Raw genomic sequence first — 23,293 nt, 5'->3', positions numbered from 1 at the left:
TTCAAAGCGATGCTCCGGCATGGAGGGCGAGACGGAAGCCGCCGCGTTCGATCACAAGATCGCGCGCGTGGGGCTTTGCCGCGAGTTGGCGCAACAGCGACAGGATGGGCGCAGCATGTGGCGAATAAGTAGCGCGCGAGCGGCCTGCGGAAAGCATGGCGTCGACCTGTTCCCCCGGCATGACCGCGCGCAGCAGGAATTCCTCGTCGGGCAGGTTGGTGCCGAACTGGCGGCGCAAATCGGCCAGTGCGGGGAACATCGGCTCGTTCTCCAACTCGCGCGAACGGGGTCGGTCCATGATCGTGGCGAGGACTTGGGGATCGACCGGCGAGGTGGGTTTGCCGAATTTGCCCATGCAATAGCGGATCACCTGGTCGGAGACCTGCGCATAGCGGGTGTCGCCGATCACGTTGAACAGCGCCTGTGTCATGACCATTTGCGGGAAGGGCGTGACCATGATGGGAAAGCCGAGATCGGCGCGGACTTGCCCGGTTTCGGCGATCACCGCGTCCATCCGGTCGGACAGGCCCAGTTCTTCAAGCTGGCGCGCGATGGTGGTCATCACGCCTCCGGCAATCTGGTGGCGCAGGAAGCTGGCGTCGAAGTTTTGCGGCATGCCGGGGGGCAGGCCTTCAGCCAATGCGACTTGCTGCCAATAGGTGGTGAGGCGTTTTAGCGAGGCCTTGTCTATGCCGACATCAAAGCCTGCTTCTTCAAGATTGGCGACCATGCGGTTGGCTTCGGGCAAGGAGGAGCCATCGCCGCCGGGGCCGACGCCGACGTGGATGGCCGAAATGCCAAGCTTTGCCGCCTCAAGGCTGGACATCATGCCAAGGCCGACGGTGGTGTGGGCATGGATTTCCAGCGGACGATTGCCGATGGCGGCCTTGACCGCAGGAACAAGCGTGCGGGCGCGGTCCACCGAGAGCAGGCCTGCGGGGTCCTTGATATAGAACAGGTCAATATTCGGGCTTTGGCCAACAGCGCGGGCGAAATCGGCATAGAACCGGTCGGTGTGGATTTCCGACAAGGTGAAGGTGAGCGCGGCCATAACTTCGGCGCTGCCTTCATCCTTTACCAGCTTTGCCGCTTCGATCACGGCAGGCACTTCATGCATCGGATCAAGCAGGACGAAGCGGCCCACGCCGTTCACCTGAAGCGCGCGATAGACCAGCCGCATGAATTCCGGGTCGGCCTGCTGCCATGCGATGAAGCGCAAGCCGGTGGTGATGAATTGCAGCGGCGTGGAGGGCATGGCCTGTGCCATGCGGCGCATGCGTTCCCACGGATTGTTCCGGAAGTACCGGACCGCGACGGCCATGTGGCTGGACGAGGAAAAATCGATGGCGCGAAAGCCGCAAGCCTCGGTGAGGGCGGCGGCTTGCAGCATGTGCGCGGTGTTGAGGCCGGTGGCGCCCCACAGGCTCTGGTTGCCATCGCGCATGGTGACGTCGACAAGACGGATCTCGGTCATTGGGCAAGTCCGTTGAGAAAGCCGGTATCGACGCCGCCTGCGATAAAGCGCGGGTCTGCCACGATGCGGCGATGGAGCGGGGTGGTGGTGGGCAGGCCTTCGATGTGCAGTGATGCCAGCGCTTTGCCGAGGCGTTCGACCGCCTGTTCGCGCGTCTGGCCATGAACGATCAACTTGCCCATCAGGGAATCGTAGAACGGGGGCACTTCGCCGCCGGTGCCGATGTGCGTATCAACCCGGACGCCGTCGCCCGCTGGCCATGCCGCGCAGGTGGCCCGGCCCGGAGATGGGCGGAAATCGGCGTCTGGGTCTTCGGCGTTGATGCGCACTTCGATGGCGTGGCCGACAGGGCGGACCATGGCTTGCGTTAGAGACAACGGCTTGCCCGACGCCACCAGCAATTGCTGTTCAACCAGATCGACCCCGGTGATCGCTTCGGTGACCGGATGCTCCACCTGAATGCGGGCGTTGAGTTCGAGGAAGTAGAACGAGAAGTCCGTTGCATCGACAAGGAATTCAGCCGTGCCTGCGCCGCGATAGGACAAGTGACGGGCAAGGCGCACGGCGGCCTGTTCAATCGCTTCGCGCGCGGCCAGAGGCATCGCCGGGGCCGGCGCTTCTTCGACCAGCTTTTGGAAGCGGCGCTGGATTGAACAATCGCGGGTGCCGAGGTGAATGGCGTTGTTGCCATCGCCCAGCAGCTGGACTTCAACGTGGCGGCCCATCGCGACGAAGCGTTCCACATAGACGGCGGCGTTGCCGAATGCAGCTTGGGCTTCGGCTTGCGCCATATCCAGCGCGCTATCGAGATCTTCGGCACGATCAACGCGGCGCATGCCCTTGCCGCCGCCGCCCGAAACGGCCTTGAGCAACAGCGGGTAGCCGGTTTGGGCAGCGCGGGTGTGGACATCGGCGCGGGTGGCCGCTTCGCCGCCGGGGAGGACCGGAAGCCCTGCCTCGACCGCCAAAGCGCGGGCGGCAAGTTTATCGCCCATGCCCTCAAGCGTTGAAATTTCAGGGCCGACAAAGCGCATGCCTGCGGCGATGACCGCGCTGGCGAAGGCGGCGTTTTCAGACAGAAAGCCATAGCCCGGGTGGACTGCATCACAGCCTGAACGCACGGCAGCATCGACCACGCGCTGGACCGAAAGGTAGCTTTGGTTGGAAGGGCCGGGGCCGACAATGGCCACTTCATCGGCCATTCGGGCAGGAAGCGAGGCTGCATCGGCTTCTGACGCGCCCAGTACGGTGGCGATGCCCATCTTTTGCGCCGTGCGGATGACCCGCAAGGCAATCTCGCCGCGATTGGCGACAAACAGTTTGCGGATCATGTCAGGCCAGCCTGAACAGTGCGTCGCCCTTGGCGACCAGCGTGCCGTCGGGCACCAGGATTTCCGCAATCGTGCCGCTGCGTCCGGCGTGGACGGGGTTCATCAGCTTCATCGTTTCGACAATGCCGACCACGGTTTCGGGACCAACCGTATCGCCCGCAGCAACAAACGCAGGCGCTCCGGGTTGGGGGGCGTGGTAGAATGTGCCGGGCAAGGGCGAGCAAATGGCATCGGGATCAACAGTGGCGCTATCTGCCTGTGCAGCCACTTCGCCGGCGGCACCGGCCCAATGCCATTCCTGGGTAAGGCCGCAGTCTTCGCCATCGCCCTTGGCGATGCGCAAATGGAAACGGCGCGTGGACAAGTCGAGTTCGCGGTAGCCCGAATTCTCGATAATGGCGGCAATTTCGGCCACGTCTTCGTGGGTGAGCGGGAGATCGTTGTCCATTTTCAAATCAAACCTTTGCGGCCAGCATTTCACGCGATGCGGCAATTATCGCATCGGAAAAGGCCTCGTCGTTGAAGTGGGCGTCGATGGCGGTAACGGGGACGTTTTCCGGCATGACCTGGGCCAGATATTGCGCAAAGGGGCCGGGAACCGACAGATCCTGCAAATGGCCTTGCGCGCTGTCATGGCTGGAGAAGCCGCCGAGCGGGGTGAAGACGCGCACCGGACCTTTGGCCTCGCGCACATTGGCTGCAAGATGATCGGCAAGGCGTTTCAGATCATCAACGCCGGTGCGCACAGCGGTCAGCTGCGGATTGTGCATGTGATAGCGGCGGCCGGGAAACTGCACTTGCGATACATCAAGCGGGCCGCCGATGATGAAATCGGCATTGCCCGGGGCGATGATCGTGGGGATGCCCTTGGCCAGTGCTGCCTTGCCGCGATCCGGCCCTGAATCGGCCAAGCCTCCGAAGATGTGATCGAGGATTTCGGTCTGTGACAGATCCAGCACTAGGGCTGTGTCCTTGTCCTGCGCCAAGGCATCAAGCGTGGGGCCGCCTGCGCCTGATGAATGGAACACCATGACTTCGCAGCCATCGGATTCCAGCGCCTGACGGATACGCTTTACGCTTGTTTCAGTGGTGCCAAGCGTGGTGATGAGGACGAGCGGCTTGGCCGGGCCTTTGTCACGTTCGTATCCCTTTGCCATTCCAGCGACGGCATGGGCGGCATTGCGGAATACATCGCGGCTGATGGTGTTGATGCCGGATATATCGGTCACCGCGTTCATCATCGCGATGTCCTTCACGCCCATGTACGGTTTGGTGAAACCGGACGCCATGGTCGAGACGATCAGCTTGGGCAGGCCGTAGGGAAAGCTTTGCATCAGCGCCCCTGCCAGTGCCGAGCCCATTGATCCGCCAACCGCCAGAATGCCGGACACGGGCCTTTGCGCATCCCACGCATGGGCGGCGGCAATAGCGCCGCGAATCATCGCGTCCTGGCATTTGCCTTCGTGGCCCAGCGCCCGCACGGCTTCGATGGTCATGCCAGCGGCCTCGGCAACCATCTCGGGCGAAATCTCCGCGCCGCCAACGCTGCGGCGTACGCTAGGGTCAAGGTGGACCACATCAACGCCCGCTGCTTCAAGAGCGGCGCGGGTGAAACGGGCTTCCTCTTCCTTGGTATCCTGCGTGCAGATGAACAGGACGCTTGGCTTCGTCATCGTTGGTTCCCTCTCCTTGTTGTCTATAGCTGCGACAGAGTGGTTGACATTGCACGGGTGTTTCGGGACTTTGCGTTGCACAAGGTGAAACGTAGATTTTGCCGAGAGAGGACCGGAAGGAAAAACCATGCTGGAACAGCGGGTGAAGACCGTGCGCGCGCTTGAGCGCGGGCTGGACGTGCTGATCGAAGTGCAGACCCGCAAGGCCGCCAGCTTGCATGAACTGCACCAGGCGACAGGACTGCCCAAGGCCACGCTGCTGCGGATGCTGGTGACGCTGGGTCAGAAAGGGCTGATCTGGCAGCGGCTGGCCGATGGCGCCTATTTGCCGCATGTCGACCAAGTGGAGCGGGCATCGTTCACATCGGCGGCGCGCATTGCCGAAATAGCATCGCCGCACATGAAGGCGCTGTCGACGCGGGTGGCTTGGCCTTCGGTGCTTGGCGCGCCAAGGCTTGATCACATGGAGATTGTCGAGACCAATAGTCCTTTGTTCAGGCTGGATTCGGCGACACTGGGGCCAATCGGGGTGAAGCTTTCCTATATCCACACTGCTACCGGGCGTGCCTATCTGGCCGCATGCGGTGATGCCGAGCGCGATTCGATCATTGACCGGCTGCGCCCGGCCAATCCTGCAGAGGGCAGCGAAGCGGAACTGCGCCAGATGTTGAGCCTTGTGCGGCAGCGCGGCTACGCCACGCGCGATCCGACGTTGCCTTGGCCCGACCGGTCAAAGCAACTTGTTCTGCGCGATGGCCGTCGGTCAATGGCAGTGCCAATCATGGTCGACGGATCGCCCATCGCCACAATCAACGTGACCTGGCCAGGCCGCCGGGGTGCGGACGAAGCGGTGATCAAGCGCCACCTTGAAGCACTCAAGGCAACGGCGCGTGCGATTGGTGAGGCGCTGGCGAAGAACCCGAATTAAATTTCACCACGTGAAAACTGTTTGTCCAACTTATTATATTGGGGCGCTGAATCGGCGATGCTCATAAAACAGGGAGAAAATGCCAATGCGCCAGTGGTTGATATCCGCAGGCTCCACGACGCTTGACGACCTCAAGCTGGTGGAAGCTGTTGCTCCGGCACCCGGTCCGGGTGAAGTGGCCGTTCGCGTGCAGGCTTGCTCGATCAATTTCCGTGACCAGATCATTCCGTTGGGTTTGTATATGGGCGGGGTGGTGCAGCAAGATACCGTTCCGCTTTCCGATGGCGCGGGCGAAATCGTGGCAGTAGGCGATGGCGTGACCGCGCTGAAATCCGGTGATCGCGTTGCGGGGATTTTCTTTCAGGATTGGATGGACGGGCCGCCAAATCCCGGCATGGTTATGGCTTTGGGTGCGCCGCCAGCGCCGGGCATGTTGCAGGATATCGTCATTTTGCCGGAACGCGGCGTGGTAAAGCTGGCCGAAACGATTGACTTTGCGCAGGCCGCTTGTCTGCCATGCGCCGGGGTTACGGCCTGGAATGCGTTGATGGAAGGCCCACGGCCCGTTAAGGCTGGCGACACGGTGCTTGTTCTGGGCACCGGCGGTGTTTCGTTGCTGGCGTTGCAAATCGCCAAAGCGGCAGGCGCGACCGTGATTGCAACATCATCATCGGATGAAAAGCTTGAGCGGGTGAAGGCGATGGGTGCGGATCATGTGATCAATTACCGCACGACACCTGAATGGGGCGCGGAAGCCGCGCGGCTGGCCGGTGGCGGGGTGGACAAAGTGGTCGAGGTTGGTGGAGCGGGAACGCTCAAGCAATCCATCGCGGCGGTGGGCTTTGCTGGCGAAATCGCGTTGATCGGCGTGTTGACGCGTGAAGGCGATACCAGCCCGCACGGACTGATGTTCAAGGGCGCATCGATTCGCGGAATATTTGTGGGGTCAAAAGGCATGGCGCAGCGGCTCAATGCCTTTGTCGATGCACACGCCATCAAGCCCGTGGTGGACCGCAGCTTTGCGATGGAAGCGTTCAAGGACGCGCTTGCATACCAGTCTTCGGCCGGGCTGTTCGGGAAGGTTGTGATTACCCTGTAGCGACAGATTTCGGCGCTTACGCACGTTAGAGGCGAAGCGCGAGGAGAGGATGGAAATGGCGCAAATGCTTGGCTTTGGCCAGCCCTTTGGCGGCGTGATGCAAACCGCTTTTGTGGTGGAAGACGTGCGCGCATCGATAGCGCATTTCCAGCGCGATTGCGGCGCGGGGCCGTTTTTCCTGCTCGACCATTTTCTGGGGGCTGACCAGTTCTACCGGGGCGCGGTTTCGACCGCGGATGTGACGATTGCGATGGGCTTTGCCGGGCACATGCAGATCGAGCTGATCCAGCCGCTGGACGGCAACCCTTCTGTCTACCGCGAAACGATCGGGCAGCGCGGATACGGGTTCCACCACTTCGGCATTGCTTGCGCGGATGTGGAGGCTGCCCTGCCTGACTATTTGGCGCGCGGGTATGAACTGGCGTTCAAAGCGGCAGTGCCGACAGGGGGCAGTGTCGCCTATCTTGAAGGCGGAGATGGCGCGGCTCCCGGCTTTCTGGAACTGATCCCGGCTACACCGGGGATGGACGATCATTTCACCGCGATGTGGCGTGCTTCGCTGGATTGGGACGGGTCTGATCCGGTCCGGCCATTTATTTAAAACAACAACAAGCATGGCGGGGATGGCATAAATGGCGAAGACAGGATCAAGCAGTAGCGGCTACCAGGTTTGGGTCACGGCGCTGCTCAGCCTCAATTTCGGCATTTTGTTTTTTGATCGCAACGCGCTCAACTTCCTGATGCCGTTCGTCCAGCCGGACTTGCAGCTTTCGAACACGCAAGTGGGCATGTTCAGTTCGGCACTTTCGCTGACGTGGGCGCTGTCGGGGCTGGCGGTCGGGCGCATTTCGGACAAGCTGGGATCGCGCAAACCGGTGATTGTCGTGGCGACCGTGGCGTTCTGCCTGTGCTCGTTCATTTCCGGCGCGGCGTCCTCGTTCCTTATGCTGCTGGGTGCGCGCTTGCTGATGGGCGCGGCAGAGGGCGGCGTGATGCCGGTCAGCCATTCGATGATCGTGGCCGAAGTTTCGCCCGAACGGCGGGGCCTTGCGATGGGGGTGGCGCAGAACCTTGGCTCAAACCTGCTGGGATCGGGCCTTGCGCCGCTGTTGCTGGTGCCGGTGGCGGTTGCGGTGGGCTGGCGGACCGGGTTTTACCTTGCCGCGCTGCCCGGCCTTGTGACCGCAGCGCTGATCTGGTTCACACTGCGCGAACCGCCGACGCAAGTGCACGATGAAGCGGTTCCAACGGTGACACTGCGTGAGGCATTCCGCCACCGCAACGTCATCCTGTGTGCGCTGATTTCGATCCTGCTCGTATCGTATCTGGTCGTCTGCTGGGCGTTCATGCCGCTGTTCCTGACCAAAGCGCGCGGGTTTGATCCCGAAACGATGGGTTGGCTGATGGCCACTTTGGGCATTTCAGCAGGGCTTGGCAGCTTTGTGGTGCCTGCCATTTCGGATGCCATCGGGCGGCGGCCGGTCATGATCTTCTTTTCGTTCCTTGGCGTGATCCTGCCCTTGGCGGGGCTATATTACCAAGGTTCAACCCTGGCACTGGCGGCGATCTTCTTCTTCGGATGGGGACTGAACGGCCTGTTCCCGATGTTCATGGCGACGATCCCGGCAGAGTCGGTTGACCCGCGCCTGACCGCGACTTTGACCGGGGTGGTCATGGGCACGGGTGAAGTGGTGGGAGGCGTGCTTGCACCGCTTTTCGCAGGGTCGCTCGCCGATGTTTACGGCCTGAATGCTCCGCTGTGGCTGATGCTGGTCTGCGCTGTTCTGGCGGGGATTTGCACACTGGGTCTGATTGAATCTGCACCGCGCGTGGTTGCGCGGCGCGCTGCTCCGGCTTTTGCCTGAACACTTTAAACAAACGGGAGAAGAACGATGACTGCGCTTCTCAAGTTCAACACCGGCGATGTCGCCCCGAAAGACCGGGCGCGCTACTGGAACGAGATCGCTGACCGCGTTTTTACCGGCACGTTCGTCAATGTACCGGGCGAGGATTTCGCTGGCCGGATGCTGGCATGGCGCGTTGGCCAACTTGACATGATCCGCACCGATTCTACGCATTCCGGGGTGGGGCGCACGCCTTTGCCGCAGAACGAGGAGCGGCTGATCCTGCATCTGCAATGCCGGGGCACCAGCGAGCATGAACAAAGGCGAGCCGAGTGCGCGTTGCAGCCGGGCGATTTCGTGCTGGCCAGCCCGCATGAACCCTATTCGATCAAGCTGAGCGGCCATGAAATGCTCGTGGTCGAGTTCCCGCGCGCGCCGTTGGTCGAGCGCTTTCCCGGTGTTGACGATGCGCTGATGCAGCGGATGTGCGGATCAACGCCGGGCGGGCGGGTGTTCCACGATTTCCTGCTATCGCTGTGGCAACATGGCGAACGTGCGGGCGAGGACCCCGAATGGGAAACCGGGATCAACGCGGTGTTCTATGACCTTGCGGCCATGGCAATGCGCGGTGCGCAAAGGCCGCAGCCAAGCGTTGGCGATGCCGATTTGCGGGGACGCGTGACGGCGATGGTGGCGGCGCATCTGGAAGATCCGTTGCTGCGTACAGCATCAATCGCCGATGCCTGCCGCATTTCCATGCGCACGGTGCAGAATGTGTTTGCGGCAATGGGCACGACACCGACTGCCTATATTCTGGAGCAGCGGTTGCGGCGCGCGGCAGACCGTCTGGTTGCGCGGCCTGATGCCAGTATCACCGAGATCGCTTTCGAACTGGGCTTCAACGACAGCGCATATTTCACCCGCTGCTTTCGCCAGCAATTTGGCGCGGCCCCGCGCGATTGGAGGCTAGGCCGCCGCGTAACGGCGTAAAAATCAAAAGGGACGCTGCACAGGATTTGCGCGGGAGTCCTGATCAACTTGCGCGCCAGTGCAAGCAACAGTTTCCGTCAGCACGTATCAAGCTGGCGAGATCTTGGGAGCCACTTGTGAAGGCGGCTCCACCACCAAGGCCAAACAGGGAGAGAAAAGAATGAAAATGGCATCGATATCCATAGCTGCGTTGGCGGCAGCCACTGCGGCACCGGCATGGGCGCAAGACCAGGCGCAAGCCGAGGAAAGCACAGGCGGCATCGCCCAGATCGTGGTGACCGCGCAAAAGCGTGCGGAAAACGTGCAGGACGTGCCAATCGCGATTTCGGCGTTCAGCGCCGAAGCGCTTCAGGAGCGCGCCGTTGGCAGCGTGGCCTCGCTTTCCAACATTTCGCCAAACGTCACGCTTGACGCAGGGACGCCGTTCTCGGGTTCGTCCGCCGTGCTTTCGGCGTTCATTCGCGGCATTGGCGCCAACGACTTTGCCTTCAACATCGATCCGGGCGTGGGCGTCTATCTGGACGGCGTCTATCTTGCGCGTTCGGTTGGTGCGAACCAGGACTTGCCTGACGTTGAGCGAATCGAAGTGCTCAAGGGGCCACAGGGAACCTTGTTCGGCCGCAACACGATTGGCGGCGCGATCTCTATCGTTACGCATGACCCGGGTGATGAATTCCGTTTCAAGGGTGATGTTACCACAGGCCGCTTCGGCTTGCTGCAAACGCGGGGCACGGTTGACCTCCCGCTCACAGACGGCCTTGCTGCATCGGTCAGCTTTGCTACCAAAACCCGCGATGGTTATGTAAAGCGCGTTCCTTTCCCCGGCGCGACCAATTTTGCGTCAACGCCGGTTACCAACTACAAAGCTGCTGGCTATAACAACATTGGTTATGGCAGCGAAGGCGGAGACAATAGCTGGAACTTGCGCGGCAAGCTGCGGTATGACAACAAGACCAACCTGCGCATCACGCTTTCGGGCGATTACAGCAATATTGACCAGTCACAGCTGGCCAATACGCTGATTTCGTCCACCCCGGCGGTCTTTGCAGGCACATATAACTGCGCCATTGAAGGTATTGTTGCTGGCAATTGCGGTGGCGGCCCGCCTTCATTCGCTTACATCGGCGGAATTGGCGGCCTGAACAGCATTTTTGACAATCCCAGCGTGTTCGGCGTCAACGTCGATGCAGATCCGCGCAACAACCGCTTGCCCTATGACAACCGGTTTGTGTCGGGTGATGTTGACGTGTCTTACGCCAACGGGAACAACTATTCGAAGCTCAAATCCTATGGTGGTTCGGGCACGATTGAATTCGACCTGTCCGATACGGTCATGCTGAAATCAATCACGGCTTATCGTGAGTTGCATTGGAATGCGGGCATGGACCTTGACGGTTCTCCGTTGAATTTCCTGCACACCAGCTTCACGATGAACCAGTACCAGTTCAGCCAGGAACTGCAGCTGAATGGTTCGGCCATGGACAAGAAGCTGAACTATGTTCTGGGCGCATACTTCTTCAAGGAAGCAGGCGATCTGCATGACTATGTGACCTTTGCAGAAGGCCTGCTGCAAGTTGACGGTCCAAACGATCTTTCGACCAAGAACTATGCGTTCTTCGGCCAGATCGATTACCGCCCGACCGAACAGTTCGGCATCACCATCGGCGGCCGTTACACCAAGGAAGACAAGACGTTTGAAGGCTTCCAGTCGGACGCCAACGGCCTGACCTACAAGATCGTGAACCAGGTCGGTGTGCCACCATGCGCTTCGATCAACCCGATTTCGGATGCTTGCCGCATCGCGGCCGGCTTCCCCAATCAGGGCGAGCCGCTGCGCTATTACATTGCCGGAACGCAGCGCAAATCGTTCAGCGACTTTTCGCCCAAGGTCGGCCTGCAATATCACCCCACCGATGATGCGATGCTTTATGCAAGCTGGTCAAAGGGTTACAAGACCGGTGGCTGGACCACACGCCTGTCCAACCCCCTGCCCACTGCGCCTGACTTCAACGAAGAAAAGGCAACCACCTATGAAGTGGGCGTGAAGTCGATGTTCCTCGACAATCGCCTGCAGATTAACGCAGCTGCGTTCCAGACCGATTACAAGGGCATCCAGCTGAACTTCCAGCAGGGCGTTTCGCCAACCATTCAGAACGCTGGCGACGCGCGGATCAAGGGCTTTGAAGTCGAGGTCGTTGCGGCCCCGACCGACGGGTTCCTGATCAATGCCTCGGTTGGTTATACCGATGCGAAATACACAGCGGTGCTGGCTGGCGCGCAAGTTGCGGCCAATCCGTTCCAGGCAGGCGTGTTCCCGGGTGCAAATCTGCCCAAGACGCCGAAGTGGAAGTTCAATGTCAGCCCACGGTACGAACTGTCGGTTGGTGGCGATGCCAAGGTGGTGATCTTGGGTGACTGGACCCACACCACATCGCTGTGGAACGATACCGAGCGTGCGTTCCTGCTGCAACGCGGGCCGACCGATATCGTCAACGGCAACATCAGCTACAAATCGGGCAACCATTGGGATCTGACTGTCGGCGTGACCAACATCACCGATGAACGGTATCTGGTGACAGGTCAGGCACAGATCGCAGGTGGCCAGTTCTACGGCACGTACAGCCGTCCGCGCGAATGGTTCGCGCGGCTTGGCGTCGAGTTCTAAGCATACTCGTGAACGGGCGGGGCTGATCGGATTGGCCCCGCCCGTATTTGATTTTACCGGAGAGAGACAATGGCTGAAGCCGCACACGCCGAATTCTGGAAAGATATCAAACCGGTTGAGAAGGTGTTCCGCGAGGGCAGCCTGCCGGAAGTCTATCTGCCCAAGATTGCCGAGGGCGATGAACGCTATTGGGTACCGATTTCCGAAACCGTGTTTTCCAAGCCGGTCTGGATCAGCCCGTCCAAGAACATGTGGGCCGATGTGCTGATGAGCAAGACGGCGGGACTGGTGAACCGCCATTACCATCCGCACCCGATCTGGGCCTATACTATCAGCGGCAAGTGGGCCTATCTTGAGCATGAATGGACCGCGACGGCTGGTGATTTCGTTTATGAAACGCCGGGCGAGAGCCACACGCTGGTCTGTTATGAACACGAAGACCCGATGAAGGTGTTTTTCGTGGTTTCCGGCCCGCTGATGTGGCTGGACGATGCGGGCAACACCGTGGGCCATTACGACGTGTTTGATTACATGAAAGCCGCGCGCGAACATTACGACAAGGTCGGGATCGGCGCTGACTATGTCGACACGCTGATCCGTTGAGAGGACGCAAGCCATGACCGTGATGACCGCGCCACCATCGAACAAAGCAGAGATTGTCGATGTGCCTTTTGCGCACAAGGATCTGGTCGCGCGGTTAAGCCCCGGCGGGCGCTATATTGACGCGCAAACCGATGTGGACAGCCCGTGGGTGCCGTTTGGCGACAATGCGGCGATCAAGCATCTGGCGTTTGACGTGCGGCAGAACCTCTATTCGAACATCCTGTGGGTCAAAGGCCCCGGCGTGATCGGCACGCACTTCCATCGCGGTACGATCACGATGGTCTGCCTTGAGGGCAGCGTGCGCTATCTGGAATACGATTGGGTGGCAACGCCGGGAGGTTTGATCCTTGAGACACCGGGCGAGAGCCACACGCTGGTGACCGACCATCCGCAAGGCTGCAAACTGTTCGGGTGGATGCAGGGGCCGATCGAGTTTTACGATTCAAATGCCGTGCTGGTAGATACCACCGACGTGTGGTGGTTCATCAATCACTATGAGACGCATTGCCGCGAGAACGGCATCGCAATCAACCCCAAGCTCTATCTTTGAGGCACTTATGTCTACGATGACCGCACCGCCTTCGGGCGCATACAAAATCGTCAATGTTCCCGAACTTTACGGCGATCTGATCCGCACCAAGGGCGTGGAAGGCAGCTATGTCGGCGCGTCCGAAGCGGAAAGCCCGTGGGTGCCGTTTGGCGAGAATGCGGCGATACGGCATCTCGCGTTTGACGTGCGCGAGAACGTTTATGTCAACGTGCTGTGGATCAAGGGTCCGGGCGTGATCGGCACGCACAAGCATCGCGGAAAAGTGTGGGCGGTCGGGCTTGAAGGCACCTTCCGCTATCTTGAATATGATTGGGTTTGCGGTCCGGGCGATTTCATCACCGAAACGCCGGGAACCGCGCATACGCTGGTGACCGATGATCCGAACGGGATGAAGGCGCTGTTCCACATGCAGGGCGCCAACGAGTTCTTTGACGATCAGGGCAACCATGTCGAAACGCTCGACGTGTGGTGGTTCATGAACCACTACGAAAGCTACTGCAAAGAGCACGGCATCGCGATCAACCCTGCGCTTTACAGATAAGGGTGCTGGCGTGAGCGGCGAGAGGGTTCCGGTTCCGAAGCTTTCCGCCGCGCCTGCGGGCACATATCTGCGCAACACCTGGTACGTTGCCGGCTGGGCCGCCGATCTGGGTGAGGCACCGCAGCAGCGCACGTTCCTTGAAGAACCCGTGGCGCTATTCCGCGATGCCGATGGCGTGGCGCAAGCGGTAAGCGGGCGCTGTCCGCACCGGTTTGCGCCATTGGGGAATGGCAGCGTGGTGGAGGGGGCGCTGATGTGCCCGTACCACGGCTTGCGCTTTGATGGGGCCGGGCGTTGCGTCCACAATCCGCACCCCGGCGGGCAGCTTCCCGATGCGCAGTTGCAGGTCTACCCGCTGGTGGAGCGTCATGCGCTGTTGTGGATATGGATGGGCGAGGCGGCGAAGGCGGACGCGGCGCTGATACCGGAGTTTGGCTGGCTGTCTGACCCCAAGTGGGAAGCGGTGCGCGGCGCGACGGTGGCCGAGGGCCATTACGAGCTTTATAGCGACAACATCCTTGACCTGAGCCATGCCAATTTCGTGCATCCTGCTTTGGTGGCGAGCGCCTTTACCGAGGGCGAGCGCAAGTTCTGGCAGGATGGCGAGCATGTCTTTGCTGAATATGTGCGGCTGAACGATCTGCTGTCAGTCGGCATTTCGGCGGTTATGGGCACCGAGGGTAAGCCGCAAGACTTCTATGGCCTTGTCCAATGGCATGCCCCTGCGGTGTTATACTTTGATTTCCGCGCGGGCGATCCCGGGACGCCGCGCCAGGATTGCACGTTGTTGCCTTCGCTTCACGCGTTCACGCCCGAAACGCCTGATACAACGCATTATTTCTGGGCAACGGCGCGCGATTACAAACTGGGCGATGCAGAGTTTACCGCCGCGATGCGCGGGGCGCTGGAGTTTGCTTTCGAGCAGGAAGACATGCCGCTGATCCGCGATAGCCACCGGTTGATGCGGGGGCAGGACTTCTGGGATTTGCGCCCGCTGGTGCTTGGCGGTGACGGCGGCGGGGTGCGCGCGCGGCGCATGTTGCAACGGCTGATCGAGCGCGAAAAGCAACACAGCGCCGCCGTATAATCATAACTGACAGGGGATGCCGATGGGAACGCTGGACAAGTTCGATATCAAAGGGCGCAGCGCGCTGGTGACCGGCGCAGCATCGGGCATCGGCCTTGCTTATGCCGAGGCGATGGCCGAGGCGGGCGCGGCGGTGACGCTGGCCGACATCGACGCCGAAGGGGCCGAGCGTGAGGCGGCAAGGCTGCGTGGCCAGGGCTATGAGGCGCGGGCCGATACGATTGACGTGGCCGATTGGGATCAAGTGGTCGCCGCATTCGATGCCCACGCCAAAGCCTATGGCGGGCTGGACATCTGCTTTGCCAATGCGGGGATTGATACCGGCGCGGGTTTCTGGAACCCCGCAGGCCACCGCAATCCCGATGGTCAGGTGGATACTTATGATCACGACCGCTGGAAACGCTCGATCGAAGTAAACCTGAACGGCGTGTTCCATACTGTCAGCAATGCGGTGCGCCTGATGAAGCAGGAGGGCCGCGCCAACGGGCGGACCGGCGGATCGATCATCGCCACGGCATCGAATGCAGGGCTGGTGACCGAACCCATCGTCGGCCTGCCCTACATGCCTGCAAAGGCGGGCGTTTTGCATATGGTGCGCGCGCTGGGGCTGGAACTGGCAGAGTTCGGCATCCGCATCAACGCCATCGCGCCCGGACCGTTCGTCACCAATATCGGCGGCGGCTGGCTGAAAAAAGACCCGGTCGCGCGCGCGGCATGGGATGCCATTGTGCCACTGGGCCGCGTGGCCGAAACCGACCAGTTGAAGCCGCTCGCGCTATTGCTGGCGTCCGATGCATCGGACTACATGACCGGCAGCCATTGCGTGATCGACGGCGGCATGATGCTGGGCAAATTCGGCTGAGCGGCTGCAGTGGACCATAAATAAATTCGTCATTGCGAGGAGGTGAAGCTGACGAAGCAATCCAGAGTGGCGCATGACGGCTCTGGATTGCTTCTCCCCGCTTCGCGGGGCTCGCAACGACGAAGAAAAGGGGCGAAGTGAGGGGCATGAAGTGAACGCCACCACGCGAGGCGCTGTCCAAGCAACCCACATCACCGCCAAAAGATAAGGAATACCCCATGCGCGCCGTTGTCATGCAAGATTTGCACCAGCCGCTTGTCGTTGCCACCGTCGATGATCCGGTGCCCGATGCGGGTGAGGTGGTGGTGAAAGTGGGGCGCTGCGGCATCTGCGGGTCTGACCTGCATATGACCGAAGACCCGGCCTATGGCATGGGGCGCGGCTCGATCCTTGGCCATGAATTTGCAGGCGAAGTGGTCGCGCTCGGCAAAGGGGTTGAAGGCCTTGTGCTGGGCGATGCGGTGTCGGTCATCCCGCTGAAAAGCTGCGGCACGTGTGCTTCTTGCCGTGCAGGCGAAGTGGCATGGTGCGATCAGTTTGGCTTGCAGGGCGGCGGTTATGCCGAATATGCCAAGACCCGTGCCAACCAGTGCATCCGCCTGCCGCGCACCGCCGGCATGGACGACGGCGCGATTATCGAGCCGCTGGCCGTGGCGCTGCACGGCGTCAACATGTCGGGCATGAAGCCGGGCGATAAAGTGCTGATCCTCGGCGCGGGGCCAATCGGCCTTGCCGTGGCGTTCTGGGCGCGGCGCAAGGGCGCTTCGGATGTGATCATCCAGGACCTTGCCACGTTCCAGCAAGACCGCGCGCTGGCGATGGGCGCAACCGGCTTTTGCGTCAGCCCGGATGATCCGGTGGGCGGGGCAGAGGCAATGCTGGGGGCCAAGCCCGATATCGTGTTCGAATGCGTCGGCGTCCCCGGCCTGATCGCGCAAGCGGTGGAACAAGTGCGCAAACGCGGCACGATCTGCCTGCTCGGCCTGTGCACCCGGCCCGATACCTTCAACAGCTTTGCCATGCTGTCCAAGGAAGTGCGCCTGATCACCTCGGCGTTCTTCACCCGGCAGGAATATGAAGAGGCGCTCGATGCCCTCGACGCAGGCGCCGCCGAACCCCGCGCGCTGGTGACCGATACCATCACGCTGGCTCAAACCCCGCAAAAGTTCGAAGCCCTGCGCAAACGGACCCACGACTGCAAAGTGCTGATCGCGCCGGGGTTGTAGGGGGTGAGGGCGGCTTTTCGCATTTTTGTGCTGGAAGCAGCCGTTCAGGATACGACGCCATTGCGGATATTGCCCGCACCCCGCATACTCCCGCAATGCGCATCTTCCTCGCAGCCACACTTGTATTGGTCGCATGCTCGTCTGAAGCTCCGATGGAGGCGGACCATGATTCTTCGAGATCGAGTTCTCCGCAGTTGGCTACAATTAGCCAAACACGGATCATGGAGAATATCGAACGACAAGTTCAACTCCCGCCGGAAGCGCAAGGATTGAACGAGTATAACCGTTATTACGCTTTTGATGGCGAGCGTGTAATTGCGACTTACGTCCTCAGCGACGGAAATGATCCGCGCAAAGGTCAGCGCTACTGGCTAGCCAAAAGGCAAGACTTGCCATTGGTGATGGACGGTGGCTGTGGGATTGTGAACGTCATCTACGATCCGCTGGCAAAAAGAGTTGATGAAACTTTTTGCAATGGCGTCGCTTAAGGCAGCTAACCGCCCACTTTCGGTCATTCAACACAAGCAACTGACGCTCCAAAAGCTGCCGTCCCATTTGTCGTCGCCCCGGGCTTGACCCGGGGTTGGGCTTTTCTTTGCGGCTTGTGGCAAGAGAAGTGGTTCGCGCCGAGGCGCAGGGGATCGCGGATCGGTGGGAGGTTTGTTACACGCTCCAAATCTTTGCTTTCATGGCGGTCTCTGCGCGAAAAACAAAAGAAGCGGGACCCCGGGTCAAGCCCGGGGTGACGGTGGGGGGGTAGGGAGACTGGAATTTCGGTGGGAGGTGCGGCGTGCCCCTGAATAGGGACTTACTTTGATAAGGAGGTGCTGCGTCCGCCCCCTCTCCCAACCCTCTCCCCTGATGGGGAGAGGGCTTTATGGGGCAAGGTTAAATCGCGTTGATATCTACTACGGTGGGGATGGTGTCGTTCAGCAGGACGATTTTCTTGCGCGCGATTTTCCACGCGCCGTCTGCGAGGACCAACCGGTATTCGTAGCGGCCGAAGAAGCAGTCGGTGCGGTTCATGCGGACGTCGAAGCGGTGGCAGGTGAAGGCGGCGGAGATTTCTGCGCTTTCATCGGCTGCGGCGGTGAGCAGGACGTTGGTGATCTGGTGGACGACGCGCGGCAGGGGGGCCGAGGCGGTGGACAGGCCCGAAGTGAGGCGCATCACGCGGTCTTCCAGATTGCGGCGACCTTTGTAGTAGATCAGCGACAGTTCGCTGTCGGGGTCTTGCGTGGTGGTGGTTTCATCGCGCCATGCGGGCATCCAGAATTCGGTATCGGGCGTGAACAGATCGAGCCATTCGGCAAAGCGGTTCGTGTCGATCAGCAGGGCTTCGCGATAGAGCAGGTCTTGGGCGGCGGCGCGGGTGAGCGGGGCGGTCATGCGGCGAACTCCGCTTTCATGCGCTGTGCCCAGGCGCGGTAGTAGGCGTGGTAGAGCGTTTCATCGCATAGTTGCGAGTCTGCCAGAACGCTGCGTTCGGGGTACAGGTCGATCCGGTCGGCAAAGCGGTTGCCGCCTTCTACGCTTGCGGTCATTCCGCGGGCATAGCCTTGCAGCCATGGCTCCAGCGTTCCGGCAAAGCCGATCTGGCAGTTTTCATAGGATACCGTGTCATCGGGCGTGGCCATGCCGGTGGGGTTGAAGAAGTCCTCGTACTGGCGGATGCGCTGGCGGCGGGCGGTGGCGCTTTCGCCCTTGGGCGCAATGCACCATGTGCGCATTTCGGTGAGGCCGGGGCCAAGCGGGCGGATCACGCGCAATTGGCTTGATGCGTTTTCGGCCACTTGCAGGTTGGGGAAAATGGTGAGGTTGCGCATGTTGAACATCCAGTCTCGCCGGGCCTCTCCGTGGCGTGTCGCCAGTTCGCCCGCGCGCTCATAAAGCGGGATGGCGGGCGTTACGCCGAACACGCCCCAGTTGAGCACGTGGCCATTGGCAAAGCTGAAGCTGCCGCCGCCGACGCCCTGGGTCTCTTCCTTCCAGTAATCGCTGTTTTCCCAGACCGAGGCGACGACATCGCCGCTCATTTCCTGTTGCCGCCGTTCGAGTACGCGGATGTAGGAGGGGTGGGCGGAGGTGAAGTGATAGGCATCCGAGCAGTTTTCGAGCTGGAGCTTCCAGTTGGCCTGATACGTGAAAGTCACTTGTCCGGGCACGAGTTCGAGGCCGTCGTCGCTTTGATCGGCGACAAGATCGAGCAGTTTGGAAGCTTCGCCCAGATGTTCGGCCAAGGATGGCACATCAGCGGCGAGGCTGCCGAACAGGAAGCCGCGATGGTTGGCAAAGCGGGGCAGGGCGGCGAGGTTGTGATTGTCGCGGTCAAAGCTTTCCGCATAGCAGCCCGCCTTTTGCCATTTCACCGCCTTGTTGCGGCCTGCGCTGTCAAAGCTCCAGCTGTGATAGGGGCAGACGTGCAGGCGCGTATTGCCCTGTCGCACTTGCGCCAGCCGCGCGCCTTTGTGCGGGCATGAATTGATGAACGCGCGCAAGGTGCCTTCACCATCGCGCTGGACAAGGACGGGCACGCGGCCTGCGAAAGTGGTGAAGAAATCGTGGGGGTTGGCGGCCTGCGATTCCAGCCCGAGAAAGATCCAGCCGCCTTCGAACAGCACCCGCATTTCGGCGTCGAACACCTGGGCATCGGTAAAGATCGCGCGGTTGACGCGGAACACGCCGTCTTGCGGGCGGTCATCAATCAGATCGGTAAGGCGCAAGGTCATAGCACCACCGCTTCTACCAGAGTGGGACCAGAAGCCGCGAAGGACCAGCGCAAGGCTTCATCAAGGCTGGCGGCATCGGTTGCGCGGCGTGCGACGAGGCCGTGGCCCTGAGCCAGCATGCAAAAATCGAGTTCGGGGAACTTGGTGCCGACCAGTTCCTGCATGCCGAAATGCTGGCCGAAGTTGTGCAGTGCTTCATAGCGGTTGTTTTTGACGATGACGAAGCTGACCGGCAGGCCATGCTGCACGGCGGCGTGAAGGCCCTGAATGGCGTACATGGCCGAGCCATCGCCAAGCACCGCGATGACCTTGTCGTTAGGGCGGGCCATCGCCATGCCGACAGCGGCGGGAAGGCCGTGGCCCAAGCCGCCGCTGGCGGTGGTGTAGAACGTATCCTTGCGCACGATGGGCAGGCGGTCATGCATCGGTCCACGGCTGGACGGCGCTTCTTCGACGATGATGGATTCCCGAGTGCGCAATGCGGCGATCTGCTGGAGCACGTAAGCGTCGGTCATCGCCGTTCCATCGAGCGGGGGCAGGGGGTGGCGCGGGGCAGGCATAGGCCTTGGCTGTGGTGGCGGGCCTTGCAGCAGCATGCCGAGCGCCTTGTTGCACTGCGCCACGATGGCAGTGCCAGCCGGTGCCCAGGCGGCGTGAACGTGATTGTCGCCAATCAGCCATACGTCGCACCCTGCGGGCACATGCGGGCCGTGGCCTTCGACGTGATAGAGGCTCATCGGTCCGCCCAGCGCGAGCACGAAATCATGGGGGGATAGTGCCGTGACAATCGCTTCGCGCGCCGCAGTGAGGAAGCCTGCGAAGAGCGGATGGTCTTCGGGGAAGCTGCACCGGGCAGACATGGGCGCGACTTTGACTTGCGCATTGTGGCGTTCGGCCAGCGCGATCACCTGATCCCACGCATTGTCGCGCGCGACGCCTGCGCCGACGACGATGAGGGGGCGGGCAGCCTTGGCCAGAGCGGCTCCGCATGTGGCGATGGCATCGGCATCGGGCATGCGGGAGGTGTGGACGTTGCGGGGCGTGAACGGTGCGCAAGTCCGGTCCCAATCGTCAATGGGGATGGAAACGAAGGTGGGGCCGCAGGGCGGCTCCATCGCCACTAGCCAGGCGCGGTGCAGGGCGGCGGGCACGTCTTCGGCGCGGGCGGGTTCGCATGACCATTTGACGAAGGGCCTTGGAAATTCAGCCGCGCGTTCGGCAAACAGAAACGGTTCGTAGGGCAGGATAGAGCGCGCCTGCTGTCCTGCGGTGACGACCAGCGGGGTCTGGTTCTTGAAGGCGGAAAACACGTTGCCCAGCGCATGGCCGACGCCTGCTGAGCTGTGCAGATTGACGATGGCCGCGCGCTTTGTGCCTTGGGCATAGCCATCGGCCATGCCGAGCACGACGCTTTCCTGAAGGCCCATGACATAGCGGAAATCGGCGGGGAAATCGCGGAACATCGGCAGTTCGGTTGATCCGGGATTGCCGAAAATCGTGGTCATGCCAAGTTCGCGCAGCAGGCCGATGGTAACTTCGCGGACGGTTGGCATGGTCTCTCTCGTTTCCCTATGATTTGCGGCGAAGAATGAACCGACTGACCATTAGAAACAATTGCAAATGTGGGCCAAAGTCATACGTTGGATGCATGGATTTTGACGAACGCCAATTGCGCGCCTTTCTGGCCATTGCCGATACAGGCAGCCTGGGCCGCGCGGTGCGGGTGGCCAACCTGACGCAGCCCACACTCAGCCGGATGGTGAAGGGCATGGAGGAGCGGCTGGGCCACGCCCTGTTCGATCGCGGGGGCAAGGGCATGGTGCTGACACCTGCGGGAGAATTGCTTGCCACCCATGCCCGCCACATCGTTTCCGAAATGGGCAATACGCGTGATGAACTGGCGGCGCTGCGCGGTTTGAAACGCGGTGTGGTGCGGATTGGCGCGGTCTCATCGGTCATGCGTACGCTGGTTGCCCAAGCGGCGGGGCAGCTTCTGGCCGCTGCCCCCGGGCTGAGGGTGGAATTGTTGGAAGCCGTCAACAGCGAGCTTCTGGATGCGCTGGTTACCCGCCGTGTCGATCTTGTCGTGTCGGCGGGATTGCTTGATGATCCGGGTGTTGTTGCCATCGGCCCCGGTGCCTACCGCGATGCCTTCGCGACATTTTGCGCAGAGCACCATCCCCTGCCATCAGCGCCGCGCCTTGCCGATGTGCTGGCGCATGATTGGGTGATGCCGGATGCCAGCTATACTCCGCGCCAGATGTTTGAACGCCTGATCGCCGCCCAAGGGCTTGCCCTCCCCGGTATCGCGGTCGAGACCGCGTCAGTTGAAACCATGATCGCGGTTTCTGCCCATAGCCGGTTGCTGTGCTGGTTGCCGGAACCTCTTCTTGCCGCGCACATTGCCAGCGGCACAATGCGGCGTCTGGATGTGCCGGAACTTGCCATCAGCCGCGAATTTGTGCTGCATCGGCGCGCTTCCGGTCTCTTGCCAGATGCGGCACGGCGTTTTGTGGAACTCTTTCCGCTATCCTCTTGACCACACCTGATCGGACGCCAGACTCGTGCGCCTGTACGTGTGCACACGGGAAGGGATTGGACAGATGGAACGGATCGTCATCGTTGGTGCAGGCGCGATGGGATGCCTGTTTGCGGCACGTTTTGCGCTGGCTGGCAAATCGGTCACCGTGGTCGATGTCGATCCTGACCGCCTTGCGTTGATTGCGGCTGATGGCATCGTGCTTCACGATGATGCGGGCGATCATACCGCTTCGGTCAAGGCACAGCTTGCCGCCGATGTGGCAGGGCCTGTCGATCTGCTGATGCTGTTCACCAAGGGCATGCACAGCGCCAGCGCGATCCGGTCGGTTGCGCATCTGGCGCAGACCGGATGCACTGTTCTGACGCTCCAGAATGGCCTCGGAAACGTCGAAACCATCGCGGACGTTTTCCCCGCCGACCGCATCTTGTGGGGCGTGACCGATTTTCCGGCAGACCTTGAAGGCCCCAATGTTGTGGCATCGCATGGCGCGGGGCACATCTTCCTGGGCAATTATCCCCAAGGTGCTGACGGACAGGCGGTAGCGGTTGCAGCGGTGTTCGAGGCAGCGGGCATGAACGCTGTCGCCGATGCGCAAGTCAAAGTTGCGGTATGGGAAAAGGTTGCCTTCAATGGCGCGCTCAATGCCTTGTGCACCGTCAGCGGTTTGCCCGTTGGCGGGCTGGATCATCCCGCCGGTCGCCGTGCGGCAAAAGCGGTTATCGACGAGATTGTTGCCATTGCCGCAGCAGAGGGTGCAGCGGTGGACCGTTCACGCCTTGATTCCAAAGTCGATTTCGCGCTCGCCAACCATCGCGCGCACAAACCGTCGATGCTGCAAGACCGCCTTGCCGGCCGGACAACGGAAATCGAATCCATCAACGGCGCGATCCTTGCCGCAGCCGAAAAGCACGCCATTCCAGCACCCGCACTGGGATTGCTGACGGATATGGTGAGGCTGGGCGAACCCGGCGGATGATTTGACGTTAAAGATAACGCGATCGTCGGCGCAAACCGCAATCGGTACGGCGCTTTTCCGACTTTGCCGGAAAATGGTGCCAGAAGAGGACTCACGTCTACCATCCTTTCTGTATTTAAGTCAGTAATTTAGGCGATGTGGTTTTGGCAAAGGCCCACAATTCCGCCCGCACA

At 61.1% G+C, this 23,293-nt stretch carries 22 protein-coding genes; 15 read left to right on the top strand and 7 right to left on the bottom strand.

Translation table 11 applies throughout. The features are described 5' to 3' along the window. Position 1 precedes the first annotated feature (1 nt). From B7Y89_RS14615 to B7Y89_RS14600, 4 genes are read right to left on the bottom strand one after another with little or no spacing between them, the layout of a single operon-like run. Positions 2-1,474 (bottom strand): biotin carboxyl carrier protein, encoded by a 1,473-nt coding sequence (locus B7Y89_RS14615; protein ID WP_292939235.1) that lies wholly within the window; start codon positions 1,472-1,474, stop codon positions 2-4. Beyond that, complete coding sequence (locus tag B7Y89_RS14610) at positions 1,471-2,805, bottom strand: biotin carboxylase N-terminal domain-containing protein (RefSeq protein WP_292939234.1); 1,335 nt, start codon at positions 2,803-2,805, stop codon at positions 1,471-1,473. Before B7Y89_RS14610 ends, B7Y89_RS14615 begins: the two co-directional genes overlap by 4 nt. A 1-nt stretch (position 2,806) precedes the next feature. After that, positions 2,807-3,253, bottom strand: coding sequence for a biotin/lipoyl-containing protein (locus B7Y89_RS14605; protein ID WP_292939233.1), 447 nt, complete (start codon positions 3,251-3,253; stop codon positions 2,807-2,809). Between the two features lie 7 nt (positions 3,254-3,260). After that, entirely contained in the window at positions 3,261-4,478 is a 1,218-nt protein-coding gene (locus tag B7Y89_RS14600; RefSeq protein ID WP_292939232.1) for a Tm-1-like ATP-binding domain-containing protein, read from the bottom strand. A gap of 127 nt (positions 4,479-4,605) precedes the next feature. Between B7Y89_RS14600 and B7Y89_RS14595 the strand changes: the two genes are divergently transcribed. The 13 genes from B7Y89_RS14595 (at position 4,606) to B7Y89_RS14535 (ending at position 17,361) form a co-directional block, all read left to right on the top strand. Continuing rightward, positions 4,606-5,406: an IclR family transcriptional regulator C-terminal domain-containing protein gene (locus B7Y89_RS14595; RefSeq protein ID WP_292939231.1), complete on the top strand. Its 801-nt coding sequence runs from the start codon at positions 4,606-4,608 to the stop codon at positions 5,404-5,406. 85 nt (positions 5,407-5,491) lie between these two features. Next, entirely contained in the window at positions 5,492-6,505 is a 1,014-nt protein-coding gene (locus tag B7Y89_RS14590) for an NAD(P)-dependent alcohol dehydrogenase (RefSeq protein ID WP_292939230.1), read from the top strand. 55 nt (positions 6,506-6,560) lie between these two features. Further along, positions 6,561-7,106: a VOC family protein gene (locus tag B7Y89_RS14585; protein ID WP_292939229.1), complete on the top strand. Its 546-nt coding sequence runs from the start codon at positions 6,561-6,563 to the stop codon at positions 7,104-7,106. Positions 7,107-7,137: 31 nt separating this feature from the next. Then, positions 7,138-8,370, top strand: a complete 1,233-nt coding sequence (locus B7Y89_RS14580; protein WP_292939228.1) for an MFS transporter — start codon at positions 7,138-7,140, stop codon at positions 8,368-8,370. A 27-nt stretch (positions 8,371-8,397) separates the two neighbouring features. Beyond that, positions 8,398-9,339, top strand: coding sequence for a helix-turn-helix domain-containing protein (locus B7Y89_RS14575; protein WP_292939227.1), 942 nt, complete (start codon positions 8,398-8,400; stop codon positions 9,337-9,339). A gap of 160 nt (positions 9,340-9,499) precedes the next feature. Further along, positions 9,500-12,004 (top strand): TonB-dependent receptor, encoded by a 2,505-nt coding sequence (locus tag B7Y89_RS14570; protein ID WP_292939226.1) that lies wholly within the window; start codon positions 9,500-9,502, stop codon positions 12,002-12,004. A gap of 69 nt (positions 12,005-12,073) precedes the next feature. Further along, positions 12,074-12,607 carry a 2,4'-dihydroxyacetophenone dioxygenase family protein gene (locus B7Y89_RS14565; protein ID WP_292939225.1) on the top strand — a complete coding sequence of 178 codons (534 nt, stop codon included), beginning with the start codon at positions 12,074-12,076 and terminating at the stop codon, positions 12,605-12,607. A gap of 13 nt (positions 12,608-12,620) precedes the next feature. After that, a complete protein-coding gene (locus tag B7Y89_RS14560; RefSeq protein ID WP_292939224.1) occupies positions 12,621-13,157 on the top strand; it encodes a 2,4'-dihydroxyacetophenone dioxygenase family protein in 537 nt (178 codons plus the stop codon). Between the two features lie 7 nt (positions 13,158-13,164). Then, positions 13,165-13,698, top strand: a complete 534-nt coding sequence (locus B7Y89_RS14555; protein ID WP_292939223.1) for a 2,4'-dihydroxyacetophenone dioxygenase family protein — start codon at positions 13,165-13,167, stop codon at positions 13,696-13,698. Between the two features lie 10 nt (positions 13,699-13,708). Then, the gene (locus tag B7Y89_RS14550; protein WP_292939222.1) at positions 13,709-14,785 is read left to right on the top strand and encodes an aromatic ring-hydroxylating dioxygenase subunit alpha; all 1,077 of its coding nucleotides are present in this window, start codon (positions 13,709-13,711) and stop codon (positions 14,783-14,785) included. Between the two features lie 22 nt (positions 14,786-14,807). Next, positions 14,808-15,647 (top strand): SDR family oxidoreductase, encoded by an 840-nt coding sequence (locus B7Y89_RS14545; RefSeq protein ID WP_292939221.1) that lies wholly within the window; start codon positions 14,808-14,810, stop codon positions 15,645-15,647. 218 nt (positions 15,648-15,865) lie between these two features. After that, entirely contained in the window at positions 15,866-16,873 is a 1,008-nt protein-coding gene (locus tag B7Y89_RS14540; protein WP_292939220.1) for an alcohol dehydrogenase catalytic domain-containing protein, read from the top strand. Positions 16,874-17,094: 221 nt separating this feature from the next. Further along, positions 17,095-17,361: a hypothetical protein gene (locus B7Y89_RS14535; RefSeq protein ID WP_292939219.1), complete on the top strand. Its 267-nt coding sequence runs from the start codon at positions 17,095-17,097 to the stop codon at positions 17,359-17,361. A gap of 400 nt (positions 17,362-17,761) precedes the next feature. Here the strand turns inward: B7Y89_RS14535 and B7Y89_RS14530 are convergent, their stop codons facing one another. Genes B7Y89_RS14530 through mdlC form a run of 3 tightly spaced genes read right to left on the bottom strand, consistent with a single transcriptional unit; the run spans position 17,762 to position 21,155 of the window. Beyond that, complete coding sequence (locus tag B7Y89_RS14530; RefSeq protein ID WP_292939218.1) at positions 17,762-18,262, bottom strand: aromatic-ring-hydroxylating dioxygenase subunit beta; 501 nt, start codon at positions 18,260-18,262, stop codon at positions 17,762-17,764. Then, positions 18,259-19,602, bottom strand: coding sequence for an aromatic ring-hydroxylating dioxygenase subunit alpha (locus B7Y89_RS14525; protein ID WP_292939217.1), 1,344 nt, complete (start codon positions 19,600-19,602; stop codon positions 18,259-18,261). Before B7Y89_RS14525 ends, B7Y89_RS14530 begins: the two co-directional genes overlap by 4 nt. Continuing rightward, a complete protein-coding gene (mdlC, locus tag B7Y89_RS14520) occupies positions 19,599-21,155 on the bottom strand; it encodes a benzoylformate decarboxylase (protein WP_292939216.1) in 1,557 nt (518 codons plus the stop codon). Before mdlC ends, B7Y89_RS14525 begins: the two co-directional genes overlap by 4 nt. Positions 21,156-21,250: 95 nt before the next feature. Here mdlC and B7Y89_RS14515 point away from each other — a divergent pair, with 95 nt between their 5' ends. Together B7Y89_RS14515 and B7Y89_RS14510 are read left to right on the top strand one after the other, a co-directional pair. Beyond that, the gene (locus tag B7Y89_RS14515; protein WP_292939215.1) at positions 21,251-22,141 is read left to right on the top strand and encodes a LysR family transcriptional regulator; all 891 of its coding nucleotides are present in this window, start codon (positions 21,251-21,253) and stop codon (positions 22,139-22,141) included. A gap of 64 nt (positions 22,142-22,205) precedes the next feature. Beyond that, complete coding sequence (locus tag B7Y89_RS14510; RefSeq protein WP_292939214.1) at positions 22,206-23,120, top strand: 2-dehydropantoate 2-reductase; 915 nt, start codon at positions 22,206-22,208, stop codon at positions 23,118-23,120. Positions 23,121-23,293 lie beyond the last annotated feature (173 nt).

The organism is Novosphingobium sp. 32-60-15 (assembly GCF_002280675.1).
Taxonomy (GTDB): Bacteria; Pseudomonadota; Alphaproteobacteria; order Sphingomonadales; family Sphingomonadaceae; genus Novosphingobium.
This window is presented reverse-complemented; position numbering and strand designations above follow the sequence as displayed.

Coding starts and splice junctions, on each gene's coding strand:
- mdlC (WP_292939216.1), bottom strand. CDS start 21,155: ATGCCAACCGTCCGCGAAGTTACCATCGGCCTGCTGCGCGAACTTGGC.
- B7Y89_RS14545 (WP_292939221.1), top strand. CDS start 14,808: ATGGGAACGCTGGACAAGTTCGATATCAAAGGGCGCAGCGCGCTGGTG.
- B7Y89_RS14565 (WP_292939225.1), top strand. CDS start 12,074: ATGGCTGAAGCCGCACACGCCGAATTCTGGAAAGATATCAAACCGGTT.
- B7Y89_RS14590 (WP_292939230.1), top strand. CDS start 5,492: ATGCGCCAGTGGTTGATATCCGCAGGCTCCACGACGCTTGACGACCTC.
- B7Y89_RS14510 (WP_292939214.1), top strand. CDS start 22,206: ATGGAACGGATCGTCATCGTTGGTGCAGGCGCGATGGGATGCCTGTTT.
- B7Y89_RS14540 (WP_292939220.1), top strand. CDS start 15,866: ATGCGCGCCGTTGTCATGCAAGATTTGCACCAGCCGCTTGTCGTTGCC.
- B7Y89_RS14575 (WP_292939227.1), top strand. CDS start 8,398: ATGACTGCGCTTCTCAAGTTCAACACCGGCGATGTCGCCCCGAAAGAC.
- B7Y89_RS14535 (WP_292939219.1), top strand. CDS start 17,095: ATGGAGAATATCGAACGACAAGTTCAACTCCCGCCGGAAGCGCAAGGA.
- B7Y89_RS14600 (WP_292939232.1), bottom strand. CDS start 4,478: ATGACGAAGCCAAGCGTCCTGTTCATCTGCACGCAGGATACCAAGGAA.
- B7Y89_RS14560 (WP_292939224.1), top strand. CDS start 12,621: ATGACCGTGATGACCGCGCCACCATCGAACAAAGCAGAGATTGTCGAT.
- B7Y89_RS14525 (WP_292939217.1), bottom strand. CDS start 19,602: ATGACCTTGCGCCTTACCGATCTGATTGATGACCGCCCGCAAGACGGC.
- B7Y89_RS14555 (WP_292939223.1), top strand. CDS start 13,165: ATGTCTACGATGACCGCACCGCCTTCGGGCGCATACAAAATCGTCAAT.
- B7Y89_RS14615 (WP_292939235.1), bottom strand. CDS start 1,474: ATGACCGAGATCCGTCTTGTCGACGTCACCATGCGCGATGGCAACCAG.
- B7Y89_RS14605 (WP_292939233.1), bottom strand. CDS start 3,253: ATGGACAACGATCTCCCGCTCACCCACGAAGACGTGGCCGAAATTGCC.
- B7Y89_RS14570 (WP_292939226.1), top strand. CDS start 9,500: ATGAAAATGGCATCGATATCCATAGCTGCGTTGGCGGCAGCCACTGCG.
- B7Y89_RS14610 (WP_292939234.1), bottom strand. CDS start 2,805: ATGATCCGCAAACTGTTTGTCGCCAATCGCGGCGAGATTGCCTTGCGG.
- B7Y89_RS14580 (WP_292939228.1), top strand. CDS start 7,138: ATGGCGAAGACAGGATCAAGCAGTAGCGGCTACCAGGTTTGGGTCACG.
- B7Y89_RS14515 (WP_292939215.1), top strand. CDS start 21,251: ATGGATTTTGACGAACGCCAATTGCGCGCCTTTCTGGCCATTGCCGAT.
- B7Y89_RS14530 (WP_292939218.1), bottom strand. CDS start 18,262: ATGACCGCCCCGCTCACCCGCGCCGCCGCCCAAGACCTGCTCTATCGC.
- B7Y89_RS14595 (WP_292939231.1), top strand. CDS start 4,606: ATGCTGGAACAGCGGGTGAAGACCGTGCGCGCGCTTGAGCGCGGGCTG.
- B7Y89_RS14585 (WP_292939229.1), top strand. CDS start 6,561: ATGGCGCAAATGCTTGGCTTTGGCCAGCCCTTTGGCGGCGTGATGCAA.